The organism is Niveibacterium sp. 24ML (assembly GCF_026586805.1).
Lineage (GTDB): Bacteria > Pseudomonadota > Gammaproteobacteria > Burkholderiales > Rhodocyclaceae > Niveibacterium.
Genome location: NZ_JAPFHA010000034.1, coordinates 1 through 14,211, shown reverse-complemented (window position 1 = coordinate 14,211; position 14,211 = coordinate 1). Strand labels below are relative to the sequence as shown.

At 65.6% G+C, this 14,211-nt stretch carries 14 protein-coding genes; 9 read left to right on the top strand and 5 right to left on the bottom strand.

The features are described from left to right. The first annotated feature begins 93 nt into the window (after positions 1-93). The 4 genes from rpmB to ptsG all read left to right on the top strand — a co-directional run bounded on the left by rpmB (position 94) and on the right by ptsG (position 5,804). Positions 94-327 carry a 50S ribosomal protein L28 gene (gene rpmB, locus OPU71_RS19925; protein WP_267729821.1) on the top strand — a complete coding sequence of 78 codons (234 nt, stop codon included), beginning with the start codon at positions 94-96 and terminating at the stop codon, positions 325-327. 24 nt (positions 328-351) lie between these two features. Further along, positions 352-519: a 50S ribosomal protein L33 gene (gene rpmG / locus OPU71_RS19920; protein WP_172198374.1), complete on the top strand. Its 168-nt coding sequence runs from the start codon at positions 352-354 to the stop codon at positions 517-519. A 489-nt stretch (positions 520-1,008) separates the two neighbouring features. After that, positions 1,009-4,005: a phosphoenolpyruvate--protein phosphotransferase gene (ptsP, locus tag OPU71_RS19915; RefSeq protein ID WP_267729820.1), complete on the top strand. Its 2,997-nt coding sequence runs from the start codon at positions 1,009-1,011 to the stop codon at positions 4,003-4,005. Between the two features lie 29 nt (positions 4,006-4,034). Next, entirely contained in the window at positions 4,035-5,804 is a 1,770-nt protein-coding gene (gene ptsG / locus OPU71_RS19910; protein ID WP_267729819.1) for a PTS glucose transporter subunit IIBC, read from the top strand. An 83-nt stretch (positions 5,805-5,887) separates the two neighbouring features. Here the strand turns inward: ptsG and OPU71_RS19905 are convergent, their stop codons facing one another. Then, positions 5,888-7,066 (bottom strand): hypothetical protein, encoded by a 1,179-nt coding sequence (locus OPU71_RS19905; RefSeq protein WP_267729818.1) that lies wholly within the window; start codon positions 7,064-7,066, stop codon positions 5,888-5,890. Positions 7,067-7,256: 190 nt separating this feature from the next. Between OPU71_RS19905 and OPU71_RS19900 the strand changes: the two genes are divergently transcribed. Continuing rightward, on the top strand, positions 7,257-7,901 hold the full coding sequence (locus OPU71_RS19900; RefSeq protein WP_267729817.1) for an HD domain-containing protein: 645 nt from the start codon (positions 7,257-7,259) through the stop codon (positions 7,899-7,901). On the opposite strand, the gene OPU71_RS19895 is transcribed toward OPU71_RS19900, so the two are convergent. From OPU71_RS19895 to OPU71_RS19880, 4 genes are all read right to left on the bottom strand, one after another. Then, positions 7,853-8,365, bottom strand: coding sequence for a GAF domain-containing protein (locus OPU71_RS19895; protein ID WP_267729816.1), 513 nt, complete (start codon positions 8,363-8,365; stop codon positions 7,853-7,855). The two genes, OPU71_RS19900 and OPU71_RS19895, sit on opposite strands and share 49 nt — an antisense overlap. Before the next feature lie 136 nt (positions 8,366-8,501). Continuing rightward, a complete protein-coding gene (locus tag OPU71_RS19890; protein ID WP_267729815.1) occupies positions 8,502-9,278 on the bottom strand; it encodes a ferredoxin--NADP reductase in 777 nt (258 codons plus the stop codon). Beyond that, positions 9,275-10,213 (bottom strand): electron transfer flavoprotein subunit alpha/FixB family protein, encoded by a 939-nt coding sequence (locus OPU71_RS19885; RefSeq protein WP_267729814.1) that lies wholly within the window; start codon positions 10,211-10,213, stop codon positions 9,275-9,277. The genes OPU71_RS19890 and OPU71_RS19885 overlap by 4 nt, the downstream gene beginning before the upstream one ends. A gap of 79 nt (positions 10,214-10,292) precedes the next feature. Then, positions 10,293-11,045: an electron transfer flavoprotein subunit beta/FixA family protein gene (locus OPU71_RS19880; protein ID WP_267729813.1), complete on the bottom strand. Its 753-nt coding sequence runs from the start codon at positions 11,043-11,045 to the stop codon at positions 10,293-10,295. Between the two features lie 91 nt (positions 11,046-11,136). Here OPU71_RS19880 and OPU71_RS19875 point away from each other — a divergent pair, with 91 nt between their 5' ends. The 4 genes from OPU71_RS19875 to OPU71_RS19860 all read left to right on the top strand — a co-directional run. Continuing rightward, entirely contained in the window at positions 11,137-12,063 is a 927-nt protein-coding gene (locus tag OPU71_RS19875; protein WP_267729835.1) for a LysR family transcriptional regulator, read from the top strand. Positions 12,064-12,073: 10 nt separating this feature from the next. Beyond that, complete coding sequence (locus OPU71_RS19870) at positions 12,074-13,063, top strand: NAD(P)/FAD-dependent oxidoreductase (RefSeq protein ID WP_267729812.1); 990 nt, start codon at positions 12,074-12,076, stop codon at positions 13,061-13,063. Further along, on the top strand, positions 13,060-13,257 hold the full coding sequence (locus OPU71_RS19865) for a hypothetical protein (RefSeq protein ID WP_267729811.1): 198 nt from the start codon (positions 13,060-13,062) through the stop codon (positions 13,255-13,257). The genes OPU71_RS19870 and OPU71_RS19865 overlap by 4 nt, the downstream gene beginning before the upstream one ends. Beyond that, a partial coding sequence (locus OPU71_RS19860) for an NAD(P)/FAD-dependent oxidoreductase (protein WP_267729810.1) occupies positions 13,254-14,211 on the top strand: 958 nt, incomplete at its 3' end. The genes OPU71_RS19865 and OPU71_RS19860, both read left to right, overlap by 4 nt.

The following is a 14,211-nucleotide window of genomic DNA, read 5'->3' as shown; positions in this document are numbered from 1 at the left end:
ATTTGATGTCGGATTCGCCGAAAATGCTTGATCAATCCACCCTGCATTTGCTATGATTTTGGGTTCGAGCAAACAGGTTTATCGGAGCGTTTCATGTCCCGCGTCTGTCAAGTTACTGGTAAAGGCCCCATGGTGGGCAACAACGTCTCGCACGCAAACAACCGCACCAAGCGCCGCTTCCTGCCGAACCTGCAGTCGCGCCGCTTCTGGGTTGAGAGCGAGAACCGCTTCGTTCGTCTGCGTGTGTCCAACGCGGGTCTGCGCACGATCGACAAGAAGGGCATCGAGGTCGTCCTCGCCGAGCTTCGTGCTCGCGGCGAAGTCTGATCCCGCCCTCACTAGGAGAACAAAATGGCCAAAGGCGGTCGCGAAAAGATCAAGCTGGAGTCCACTGCGGGCACCGGCCACTTCTACACCACGAATAAAAACAAGCGCACCACTCCCGGTAAGCTCGAGTTCATGAAATATGACCCGAAGGCCCGGAAGCATGTGCTCTACAAGGAAACCAAGCTCAAGTAATTTGAGCTGACCTGGTTTGCCTCGAAGAAAAACCCGCCAATGGCGGGTTTTTCTTTTTCTGCTGCAGCAATCCCCGCACGCCGACTGCATCGCTCTGCGGGCTCAGCCCCGTCGAGCAGTCCGGCCGAATACCTCCCCCACTCAGAAATCGTGCCCGTCCCGGGCTGCCGCGCCCATTAGCGCGCCTTCAACGTTTGCGCACCTGGTTTTGTCCCCCGTCAACGCGGGCGTCATCCGCCGCGCGCCGCAACACCGCGTCTCCACCCAATGGACTTCAGGGTTTGCAAGCCCTGCAGGCCGAGCGCGGACAATGCCTTGAAGACCAACTGCATCTATCGGGTGGCACCTCCACAAACATCGTCATAAAGTGGCTGTATGACCTAACGCAAAAACTTGATGCGGATTGCGCATTAGGGTTCACCCTTATTCGGGTTTACCCCAGCACGAATCCAAAACAAACGCCCACACCAAAATAAGGAGCCTCAAATAATGCGAGCCCCAGCCACACGACTCACACTGATCGCCCCCTTGTCGGGCTTGATCGTTCCGATCGAAAGTGTGCCGGACCCGGTTTTCGCTCAGAAAATGGTGGGTGACGGCATCTCGATCGATCCGACGTCGAACGAATTGCTCGCGCCCATCGCCGGCACGGTGACGCAATTGCACTCGGCGGGCCACGCGCTGACGATTCGCTCCGAAGAAGGCGTCGAGGTTTTGCTGCACATCGGGCTGGATACCGTGACGCTCAAGGGCGAAGGGTTTTCGCCCAAGGTTCGCGAGGGTGACAAGGTCAGCGCCGGCCAACTTTTGATCAGTTTTGATGCGGATCTGGTCGGTCGTAAGGCGCGCAGCCTGCTGACCCAGATCGTGATTGCGAATGGCGACAAGATCGCCCGCATGAAGCCCGCCAGCGGCCGCGCCGAAGCTGGCAAGACTGAACTGCTGACGCTGGACCTGGCCGGCGCTGCCCCGACAGGCGCGGGTGTCATCGAAATCATGGCGCCGCTCTCCGGCGTGCTCTTCCCGCTCGACAAGGTGCCAGATCCGGTTTTCGCACAGAAGATGGTGGGCGACGGCATTTCGCTGGATCCGACCAGCAGCGACCTACTTTCGCCGGTTGCCGGCACAGTGACCAATCTGCACAGCGCCGGTCACGCGCTGACCATCACCACTGCCGAAGGTCTGGAAGTGCTGGTGCACATCGGCATCGACACGGTGCTGCTCAAGGGTGAAGGCTTCAGCCCCAAGGTCAGACAGGGCGACCAGGTCAGCGTAGGCCAGTCCCTGATCGGCTTTTCACCAGACCATGTGGCGCGCAAGGCGGCCAGCCTGCTGACCCAGATCCTGATCGCAAACGGTGACCGGGTTGCCGCAATGCACCCGAAGAGCGGCACCGTTGAAGCGGGCCGCGACGTGATCCTCTCGATCGAACTGGTTGGCGCACAGGCCGCCGCCGCCCAGACCGGCGGTGCGGTGGAGAGCGCCGGCCCGGTGGCACTGCCCAACCCGTCCGGCCTGCATGCCCGCCCGGCCGCAGTGCTCGCCGCCGAAGCGAAGAAGTTCAAATCCGACATCCGCATCGTGCGTGACGGTAACGAAGCCAATGCCAAGTCGGTCGTGGCGGTGATGGGCCTCGCGACCAAGCAAGGTGACGCGATCACCGTCAAAGCCACCGGCCCGGATGCACGCGAAGCCGCTGCCGCCGTGGCAAAGCTGCTCGCTGACGGCTGTGGCGAGAAAGCCGGTGACGCCCCGGCCGCGCCCGCGCCCAAAGCGGCCGCGCCCACCCGCGCCGTCACCAGTGACGCCGACGAACTGGGCGGCGTGTCCGCCTCGCCCGGCCTTGCCGTCGGCCGCATCGCGCAGTACCGCCAGCAGGTGATCGACGTTGCCGAAAAGGGCGAGTCGCCGCAACGCGAACGCGCCCGCCTCGACGCTGCGCTGCATGATTCGCGCGGCGCCATCGAAGCGCTCAAGGCCAATCTCAGCGACCCGTCCAAGGCGCAGATTCTCGATGCGCACATCGAACTGCTGGAAGACCCGGACCTGGTGAACCTCGCGATCGAAGGCGTCTCGGCCGGCAAGAGCGCCGGTTTTGCCTGGCGCGAAGCCTTCACCCGCTATGCCGCGCAACTCGAAGGTCTGGACAACGCGCTGCTGCGCGAACGCGCCAACGACATCCGCGACGTCGGCCGCCGTGTGCTCGCGCTGCTGGCTGGCGTGACGCAAGCGAAGATCGACGTACCGGCCGGCTCGATCCTGATCGCCGAAGAGCTCACGCCTTCGGACACCGCAACGCTCGATCGCAGCAAGGTGCTCGGTTTCTGCACCACCACCGGCGGCGCCACCAGCCACGTTGCGATCCTCGCCCGCTCGCTCGGCATCCCGGCCGTGTGCGGCATTGACGAAGCAGTGCTGGCACTGGCCGATGGCACACAAGTCGTGCTGGACGGTTCGCGCGGCACGCTGCGCAAGAACCCGACCGAAGCCCAGCTTGCCGATGCGCAAGACCGCATGGCCCGCCAGGCTGCCAAGCATGCCGCCGAACAGGCCGCAGCCCATCAGCCGGCCAACACCACCGACGGCCACCACATCGAAGTGGTTGCCAACGTGCGTAACGCTGACGATGCCGAGCGCGGCGTTGCCAACGGCGCGGAAGGCGTCGGCCTGCTGCGTTCGGAATTCCTCTTCGACGACCGCGACACCGCGCCGGACGAAGAAGAACAGGCTGCCGCCTACATCGCCGTGGCGCAGGCTCTCGGCAGCGAGCGCCCGCTGGTGGTCCGCACGCTCGACGTCGGCGGCGACAAGCCCCTGCCCTACCTGCCGCTGCCTAAGGAAGAGAACCCCTTCCTCGGCCTGCGCGGCGTGCGGGTGAGCCTGGAGCGGCCGGACATGTTCCGCACCCAGTTGCGCGCGATCCTGCGCACCGCGCCGCTGACCAAGCTTCACATCATGTTCCCGATGATCGCCACGCTCGAAGAGCTGCGCGAAGCCAAGGCGATCCTGGCCGAAGAGCAAGCGGCCACTGGCCACACCAACGTGAAGGTCGGCGTGATGATCGAAGTGCCCTCGGCCGCCGTTCTGGCCGAACAGTTTGCCCGCGAGGCTGACTTCTTCTCGATCGGCACCAACGACCTCACGCAATACACCCTGGCGATGGATCGCGGCCACCCGAAGCTCGCGAAGAAGGCCGACGGCCTGCACCCCTCGGTGCTGAAGATGATCGCGCTGACCTGCGAAGGCGCGAAGAAGCACGGCAAGTGGGTGGGTGTATGCGGCGGCATGGCCTCGGACATGATGGCCATACCGGTGCTGATCGGCCTCGGGGTCACCGAGTTGTCCGCCTCGGTGCCCGCCATTGCGGCCGTCAAGGCCACTGTTTCACGCGTGTCGATGGCCGAGTGCCAGGCGCTCGCACAAGAAGTGATTTCGCTGGGCACCGCCGCCGAAGTGCGTGCCCGGCTCGCTAAGTTCGCTGATTAAACCAAGTACCCTTGAGGAGTCATAAAACCATGTTTGCAAATGCCTTTGCTGGCCTGCAGAAAATCGGCAAGTCGCTGATGCTGCCAGTGGCCGTCCTGCCTGTGGCGGGCCTGCTGCTGGGTCTGGGCGCAACCGATTTCCACACCACCAACACCGTCTTCCTCGCGATCCTGTCGCTGATGAAGAACGCGGGTGACGTGATCTTCGGCAACCTGCCGCTGATCTTCGCCATCGGCGTTGCGCTGGGCTTTACCGAGAACGATGGCGTCGCAGCCATCGCCGCCACCATCGGCTACCTCGTCATGACCGTCACGCTCGGCGTCATGGCTGGCCTTATGGGCATCAAGCCGGACACGATCATGGGCCTGCCCTCGATCCAGACCGGCGTGTTCGGCGGCATCCTCGCCGGCGGTCTGGCGGCTTACATGTTCAACCGCTTCTTCCGCATTTCGCTGCCCCCTTACCTGGGCTTCTTCGCGGGCAAGCGTTTTGTGCCGATCGTCACCGCCATCTCGGCGATCGCACTCGGTGCAGCCCTGTCGATCGTGTGGCCCCCGATCGGCGGCGCCATCAAGTCCTTCTCGCACTGGGCTGCCGTGAGCGATCCGCGCACCGCCGCCACCGTGTATGGCTTCGTTGAGCGTCTGCTGATCCCCTTCGGCCTGCACCACATCTGGAACGTGCCCTTCTTCTTCGAAATGGGCTCCTTCACCGATGCCGCCGGCAAAGTGGTGAGCGGTGACATCAACCGCTTCTTCGCGGGCGACCCGACCGCAGGCGTGCTGGCTGGCGCATTCTTCTTCAAGATGTTCGGTCTGCCGGCTGCTGCAATCGCGATCTGGCATACCGCCAAGCCGGAAAACAAGGTGGCCGTGGGCGGCATGATGATCTCCGCCGCGCTGACCTCCTTCCTCACCGGTATCACCGAGCCGATCGAGTTCGCCTTCCTGTTCGTGGCGCCGGTGCTGTACTTCATCCACGCCTGCCTGGCTGCTTCGTGCCAGTTCGTCGCGAACACGCTCGGCATGCACATGGGCTTCACCTTCTCGCAGGGCGGCATCGACTTCCTGATGTTCAACCTGATCGGCAACAAGTCCCAGGGCGCGTGGTACGTGTTCGTTCTTGGCCCGATCTACGCTGCGATCTACTACTCGGTGTTCCGTTTCGTGATCGTCAAGTTCAACCTCAAGACCCCGGGTCGTGAGGATGCAGCAGAAGAAGGCGCCCCGCTGCAAGCCATGGGCGAAGGCAAGAGCGGCAAAGCGCGCGACCTCGTGATCGCTTTCGGTGGCCGTAGCAACATCAAGAGTCTCGACGCCTGCATCACCCGCCTGCGCATCGCGGTGGCCGATCCGGCCAAGGTAGACCAAGCCCGCCTGAAGGCGCTCGGCGCATCGGGCGTGGTGGTGGTGGGTAACGGCATCCAGGCCATCTTTGGCCCGCTGTCCGAGAACATGAAGGGCGACATGGAGGACTACCTGAAGTCCACCAGCGCCGACGCTGACCTGGCCACACCGGTTGCAAGCGTGACAGCTGCCACTGCAGCCCCGGCTGCTGCCAATGCGCAACAGCAGGCGCGCGCCGAGAAGATCCGTGCCGCGCTGGGTGGCGCCGGCAACGTCAAGAAGCTCGAAGCGCTGGCCGCGACCCGCCTGCGCGTGGAACTGGCCGATGCAGGCAAGATGGACGCCGCCGCGCTGAAGAACGCCGGCGTGCAAGCCACCATGCCGGTTGAAGGCGGCGCAATGCACCTGATCGTTGGCCTCGACGCCGACGCACTGGCAGCCGCGCTGCGCTGAGTCACCCTTCCTTTGTAGTATTGAGGGCGCCTTCGGGCGCCCTTTTTCATGGCCTTGCGTGGGCGCAGCGCTCCGGCGTGCGTTCAGGCACACATTGCGGTGTCGCCTGCCAGTAATCGGCCTTGGCGGCCCGCCTGCAGCAGTTCGTAGTTGATGACGTGTCGCCACTGCGACGCAATCGCCGCATGGCTGCACTTGCGCGCCACATAGTCCTGCCCGGCGGCAACTCGCGCTTGCCTGCCCTGGGCGTCGAGCAGGAAGTCAGCCAGTGCGCCGTCAAAGCCATTGAAACTGCCGAAGTCTGCGAACTCGCGATAGCTTTCGATGGGATCCGCCACGACGGCGAGCCCCTCGTTGAGCGCGGTCGCAACACGGTTGCCGCTCTTGCAGCGGGTAAACGGGTTTTCTTTCACCGGAATCAGGGCAACGTCGTGAAGGCGCAAGGCATCGAGAAAGGTGGTTCGATCCCAATCCAGGTAGCGCCGCGGGATCGACCATTCGCTGAACAATGCATTGAACTTCTGCGGGTGATTGCTGATCACCGTCAGCGATACCGGGCAGCGCTCGCTTGCGCGGTGGATCTGATTGCGCACAGACGCCAGATCGCTCATGCCGCCCTCGGCGAACCCGACGCCATGGTTGCCGAACCACACCAGCGGCAGGTGCCCACGCTTGCGCCAATATCCCACCCAGCACGCATGGTTGAGCACCTTGCGTTTTGCCGGCCAGCGCTTCGGGTTCAGGTGCCGCCGTGCCCAGCTCTCGCCCGGCATCAGATCGGCCACGCCTTCCACCGCATCACCCACCACCGCGATCGGCTGCGTAAAGCCTTGCTCTCGCGTCACCTGCGCCAAGGCTTCAGTGGCACAGACCAGCTGATCCGCCATCGCAAGCAGCGCGCGCAAGCGCTGGATCTGCTTTTCCCATTCGGGGTCATTGCCAGGGTTGTAGAACTGGTTGTCGCAGTTATCGACAAGAATGCGCACGCCTCTGCGCTTCAAGCGCGCCACGGCATCCAGCATCGCCTCAGGCGGCAAGGCATTGCGCGCGGTGGCAAACACCGACCACGCCTGCACGATCACGCTGCAGTAATGCGCTTCGCGCGCAGCGTCGTAACGTTCAACCTCAACGCCATCGCGCTGCAAGGTCGCCAGAGGTGTCAGGCAACGCATCCGCACGCCCGCTTTGAGCGGATCAAGCGACTGCGGCCACCACGCAACAACCTTTTGGGTCGTTGTGTGAATCGAAGTGGATTCGGGCATCGGTAGCACTCGGTGGTTGCCGTAGTGCAGCAATTTGGCGGATCGTGCAGCACCACGCCATGGCAAACACCACACTTTCGCCACTTAGTTACAGAGATTGACAAAGTCCTGCGAGAATCGGGCGCGCGGGGCTTGCCTATCCATCGCGCAGCCCTGTTGCCGATAACCTGCGCCCCTTCGAATCGAATCCATGCCTCCTTCGGAATCGCTGCCCACTGCCGCGCGGCTTGCCGCCCAGATCCGCTTCATCCTTGAGATCGACAAGCTCAAGGGGATCCTGCGCCAGTCCTGGTTACTCGACGAAAGCCGCCGCGAGAATTCCGCCGAGCACAGCTGGCATGTGGCGATGATGGCGCTGGTGCTGGCCGAACACGCCAACGCCCCGGTGGATGCAAGCCGCGCCGCGATGATGCTGATGATTCACGATCTGGTTGAAATCGACGCGGGCGACACCTTCGCCTACGACACCGCAGCGCACGCCGACAAGCACGCGCGCGAGCTCGCCGCCGCCGATCGCCTGTTCGGGCTGCTGCCGGACGATTGCCGTGACCAGCTACGCGCGCTTTGGGATGAGTTCGAGGCCGCCGAGACGATGGACGCCCGCTACGCCAACGCGCTCGACCGCCTGATGCCGATGCTGCACAACCTGCACACCGAGGGCCGTGCCTGGCAGGCCAACGGTGTGACGGCCGACAAGGTCTACGCGCGCAACGGCGTCATCGCCAACGGGTCCGAAACCCTGTGGGCCTACGCACGCGAAGTGATCGAAACGGCGGTCACCAAGGGCTATCTCGCACCGGGCGCCTGGGTCGAGCCCGGCGCTTCCAGCTCCTGAACAACCAGGCCAGCCAGATCGCGCAGCTGCGCGATTTCTTCAGGTTCCAGCCGACGCGGACGGCGATCGATCAGGCACAGGGTGCCGATCCGCTGGCCCGAATGCAGTTGCAAAGGCATCCCGGCATAGAAACGGATCTTCGGCTCGCCGGTCACCAACGGGTTGTCGGCAAAGCGTGGGTCGGTCGCGGCGTCTGTCACTATCAGCGGTTCGGCCTGAAGGATGGCGTGGCCGCAGAAGGAAATGTCGCGCCCGGTTTCGCAGGCATCGAGCCCCTGGCGCGATTTGAACCATTGCCGATCGGTATCCACCAGACTCACCAGCGCAATCGGCACCTTGAACGCCGAGCAACAGAAGGCGGTGATCGAGTCGAAGCGTTCCTCCGGCTCGGTATCGAGCACCAGCAAGTCGTGCAACGCCTTCAGGCGTTCGGCCTCGTCGGGCGGAAAAGGCGGCTTCAGCATCACGTCCCCCTGAATTTCAAGGCAGCCCATGCGCTGTCGGGCCGCTGTTCAGGTTAACGGCGCGATGCTGCCCTGCTTGAACGAAGCGGGGGCTCTGTTTCACGCTGCCGTGCCAAGCCGCCCCGCTCCGCCGCCATCACTTTTCGACGAAGGCGCGCTCGATAACGTAGTCGCCCGGCGTGCCGATGTTCGGCGACACCTTGAAGCCACGGCCGTCCAGCATGTCCGACAGTTCCTTGAGCATCGCCGGGCTGCCACACAGCATCGCGCGGTCGTGCGCCGGGTCAAGCGCAGGCAGGCCGAGGTCGTCGCACAGCTTGCCGGATTCGATCAGCGTCGTGAGGCGGCCCTGGTTGCGGAAGGGCTCGCGCGTCACCGTGGGGTAGTACAGCAGCTGGTCGCGGATGTAGTCGCCGAGGAATTCGTGCTCCGGCAATTCGCGCTGGATCTGCTCGGCGTAGGCCAGTTCGCTGACGCTGCGCACGCCGTGCGTGACGATCACCTTGTCGAAGCGCTCGTAGGTTTCCGGATCCTTGATGATGCTGAGGAAGGGCGCGAGCCCGGTGCCGGTGCTGAGCAGGAACAGGTTACGGCCGGGCAGCAGGTCGTCGATGATCAGCGTGCCGGTCGGCTTGCGGCTGACGAGGATCTCGTCACCCGGCTTCAGGTGTTGCAGCCGCGAGGTGAGCGGGCCGTTCGGCACCTTGATGCTGAAGAACTCCAAGTGCTCTTCGTGGTTGGCGCTGGCAATGCTGTAGGCGCGCAGCAGCGGGCGGTTTTCGTCCTGCAGGCCGATCATCACGAACTGGCCGTTGGCAAAGCGCAGGCCGGGGTCGCGCGTGGTCTTGAAGCTGAACAGCATGTCGTTCCAGTGGTGCACGTCGATCACGGTTTCGGTGGCGAGCTTGCTCATGCGGTGGCTTCCGTTTGCAGATGGCGCACCAGTTCCGGCACGGCATCGAAGATGTCGGCAACCAGCGAGTAGTCCGCCAGTTGCATGATCGGGGCTTCCGGGTCCTGATTGATCGCGACGATCACCCGGCTGTCCTTGATGCCCGCGGTGTGTTGCAGCGCGCCGGAAAGGCCCACTGCGATGTAGAGATCCGGCGCAACGACAGTGCCGGTCTGGCCGACTTGCCATTCGTTCGGCGCGTAGCCGGAATCGACGGCGGCGCGCGTGGCGCCTATCGCCGCGCCGAGGCGGTCGGCCAGCGGCGTAAGGCAGGCGTGGAAGCGTTCCGCACTGCCCAGCGAGCGCCCGCCCGATACCACCACGCGCGCGCTGCCCAGCTCAGGACGTTCGCCGCCGGCGGTCTTCTGGCCGGTGAGGCGACTGCGGCCGTCGGCGGCTGGCGCGGCAATCGCGGCGCACTCGGCCTGGCCATCCAGTGCGGCGGCTTCGAAACGCGAGGCGCGTACCGTCAGGATCTGCAGGCCGGGGCGGTTGTCTACCGTGGCGAGCAGGTTGCCGGCGTAGATCGGGCGCTGGTAGCTGTTCGGGCCGAGAAGGCCGACGGCTTCGCTGACCATGCCTACGTCGCGCAGCGCGGCAACGCGCGGCAAGGCGTTGCGGGCGAGGCTGCCGTGCGCGGCGAGGATCACCGCGTAGTCGCCAGCGAGGCCGTTGAGCAGGCGCGCAACCTCTTCGGCCACCGGCTGCGCGAGCTGCGGTGCATCGGCATGCAGCACGCGGCGCACACCGGCGATCTGCGCATGGGCAGCGGCGTCGGTGCCGCCGAGCACCAGCAGGTCGACCGGCTGGCCCCAGTGTTGCGCGGCGCTGACCGCCTGGCGTGTGGCGAGTGCGACACCGCTCGCGGCGATATCGGCGAGGACGAGGACGCTCACTGGACTGCCCTCCCGTCGCTGTGCGACACCCTCCCCAAGGGAGGGAGCGCGCCCCCTTCGGGCGGCCGGGCGGGGGCGCTCATGCGATCACCTGTGCATCGTTGCGGAGCTTTGCGATCAGTTCGGCGACCGAGCCAACGCGCTGGCCCGCCGGGCGCGGCGGTGGGGTTTCGACACGCGCACGCTGCAGGCGTGGCGAGAGGTCGATGCCCAGCGCGGCGCAGTCGAGTGTTTCGATGGTCTGGCGCTTGGCCTTCATCAGATCCGGCAGCTTCACGAAGCGCGGTGCGTTGAGGCGCAGGTCGGCCGACACCACGGCGGGCAGCCGGATTTCGAGCGACTCGCTGCCGCCATCCACCTCGCGCGTCACGTACAGGGTGTCGCCATCGACGGCCAGTTCTGACACGGCAACCGCCTGTGGCCAGTCGAGCAGCGCGGCGAGCATCTGCGCGGTTTGCCCGGCGTCCTCGTCGATCGCCTGCTTGCCCAACATCACCAGCGAGGCTTCCTCGCGCTGCGCGACGTGGCGCAGCAATTTGGCGACCGCGAGCTGATCGAGCGCGGCCGGCGCCTGGCCCCAGATCGCGCGATTGGCGCCCAGCGCGATTGCCTGGCGCAGCGATTCCTGCACCGTGGCATCGCCAAACGATACGACCACGACTTCCGACGCAATGCCGCGTTCGCGCAGCCGCACCGCTTCTTCGAGCGCGTTCTCGTCGAACGGGTTGATGACCATCCGCACGCCGCTGGTGTCGACGTCGCTGCCGTCGCTGCGCGGGCGCACCTGCACGTTGTGGTCTACGACCCGTTTGATCGAAACAATGATCCGCATGAATAACCCTCCTGATTTGCGGGGCATTCTAGGGAACGATAGAATATCTACAAAGCGGATTGTAATGACATCGCTTATCTATCGGATGAATATGCGATTCACACTCAGGCAACTCGAAATATTCGTCGCAGTCGCACAGACCGGCTCCGCGAGCCGCGCGGCGGAGCGGCTGGCACTGTCGCAGTCGGCCACCAGCACCGCGCTTGCCGAGCTGGAGCGCGCTTACTCGCAGGTATTGTTCGACCGGGTTGGCAAGAGCCTGCGGCTCAACGACACCGGGCAATGGCTGCTGCCCCGCGCAACCCAGATCCTCGACCGCGCGCATGAGCTTGAAGAAGCACTCAGCACACAGTCGGCGATCGGCCCGTTGCGGCTTGGCGCGAGCCTGACGATAGGCAACTACCTGGCGACCTTGTTCGTCGCCGATTTCCTGCAACGCCACCCCGAATCGCGGGTGCAGCTGGCGGTGCACAACTCCACCGCCATCGTGTCCTCGGTCGCGCGCTTCGAGCTGGATCTGGGGCTCGTCGAAGGTGACCTGCAACACCCCGACGTGATCGCCGAGCCCTGGTTGCGCGACGAACTGGTGGTGTTCGCCGCGCCGAATCACCCGCTCGCCAACAAAGGCAGCGTGAGCCGCGACGAGGTGCTGGCGCAGGACTGGATCTTGCGCGAGCCGGGCTCGGGCACGCGAAGCACCGTCGAGCACGCCTTCGGCGAAGACCGCACGCGGCTCAAGGTACGGCTGGAGCTTGAGCACACCGAGGCGATCAAGCGCGCGGTAGAGGCGGGCCTGGGGCTGGGCTGCATCTCGCGGCTCGCGCTGCGTGATGCCTTCCGCCGTGGCAGCCTGGTGCCGCTGCAGGTGTGCGATCTCAACCTGGGCCGCGCCTTCTACCTCGTGCGCCATCGCCACAAGTACATCAGCGGCGGGCTTGCGAGCCTGATCGAGCACATCCGCGCTTCGACCGCCGGCGCCACCTCGACCGACGACATCCACCTTTCCCCCGTTCCATGAAAGCCGCGTCATGACCCGCGACCACATCGACTACGACGTACTCATCATCGGCGCCGGCCCGGCCGGCCTCGCCGCCGCGATCCGCCTGCGGCAACTCGCCAGCGAAGGCGGCGCGGACATCTCGGTCTGCGTGCTCGAAAAGGGGGCGGAGGTCGGCGCGCACATCCTCTCCGGCGCGATCGTCGACCCGGTCGCGCTCAACGAACTGCTGCCGGACTGGCGTGAACGCGTTGCACCGCTCAACACGCAAGTCAGCGATGACAGCGTGCAGTGGCTGACAGCGCGCCGCGCGCTGCGCGCACCGGGCTTTGCGCTGCCACCGCTGCTCGACAACCGCGGTCTCTACGTCGGGAGCCTCGGCGAGTTGTGCCGCTGGCTTGCGGGGCAGGCCGAGGCGCTCGGCGTTGATCTGTACCCGGGCTACGCCGCCGCATCGCCTTGCTTCGATGCGCAGGGCGCACTGACCGGCGTGCTGACTGGCGATATGGGGCGCCGGGCTTGCGGCACACCGGGCGAGCGCTTCGCCGCGGGGATCGAGATCCGTGCGCGCTACACGCTGGTCGCCGAAGGTGCGGGCGGATCGATCACGCGCGAACTCGAATCGCACTACGGCTTGCGCGACGGCGTGGGCGAAAGCCACCACGCGCTGGGCATCAAGGAAGTCTGGCGGGTGCCGGCAGCGCAGCACCGCACCGGCAGCGTGGCCCACTTCATGGGCTGGCCGCTGGCCGGGCACGCCGGCGGCGGAGGCTTCCTCTACCAGTACGGCGCCGACCAGGTGGCGGTTGGGCTGGTGACGCACCTGGGCTACCGCAACCCGCAGCTCTCGCCCTTCGACGAGTTCCAGCGCTTCAAGACGCATCCGCACATCGCAGCGGTGCTGCGCGGCGGCGAGCGCATTGCCTACGGCGCACGCGCGATCAACGAAGGCGGCCTGCAGTCACTGCCGGCGCTCGGCTTCCCGGGGGCGTGCTGCTGGGCTGCGCGGCGGGTTTGTTGAATGTGCCGCGGATCAAGGGCACGCACACCGCGATGAAGTCCGGCATGCTCGCCGCCGAATCGGTGGCTGCTGCGCTGGCCGCGGGCCGTGCGCATGATGAACTGGCGGACTACCCGGCGGCCTTGCGCGCCTCATGGGTCGGCCGCGAACTGCACGAGACGCGCAACATCAAGCCCATGAAAGCCGCGTCATGACCCGCGACCACATCGACTACGACGTACTCATCATCGGCGCCGGCCCGGCCGGCCTCGCCGCCGCGATCCACCTGCGGCAACTCGCCAGCGAAAGCGGCGCCGACATCTCGGTCTGCGTGCTCGAGAAGGGGGCGGAGGTCGGCGCGCACATCCTCTCCGGCGCGATCGTCGACCCGGTCGCGCTCAACGAACTGCTGCCCGACTGGCGCGAACGCGGTGCGCCGCTTAACACGCAAGTCAGCGATGACAGCGTGCAATGGCTGACACCGCGCCGCGCGCTGCGCGCACCGGGCTTTGCACTGCCACCGCTGCTCGACAACCGCGGGCTCTACGTCGGCAGCCTCGGCGAGTTGTGCCGCTGGCTTGCGGGGCAGGCCGAGGCGCTCGGCGTTGATCTGTACCCGGGCTACGCCGCCGCATCGCCTTGTTTCGATGCGCAGGGCGCACTGACCGGCGTGCTGACTGGCGACATGGGGCGCAAGGCTTGCGGCGAACCGGGTGAGCGCTTTGCCGCGGGGATCGAGATCCGCGCGCGCTACACGCTGGTCGCCGAAGGTGCAGGCGGATCGATCACGCGCGAACTCGAATCGCACTACGGCCTGCGCGACGGCGTGGGCGAAAGCCACCACGCACTGGGCATCAAGGAAGTCTGGCGGGTGCCGGCAGCGCAGCACCGCACCGGCAGCGTGGCCCACTTCATGGGCTGGCCGCTGGCCGGGCACGCCGGCGGCGGTGGCTTCCTCTACCAGTACGGCGCCGACCAGGTGGCGGTTGGGCTGGTGACGCACCTGGGCTACCGCAACCCGCAGCTCTCGCCCTTCGACGAGTTCCAGCGCTTCAAGACGCATCCGCACATCGCCGCGGTGCTGCGCGGCGGCGAGCGCATTGCCTACGGCGCACGCGCGATCAACGAAGGCGGCCTGCAGTCACTGCCGGCGCTCGGCTTCCCGGGGG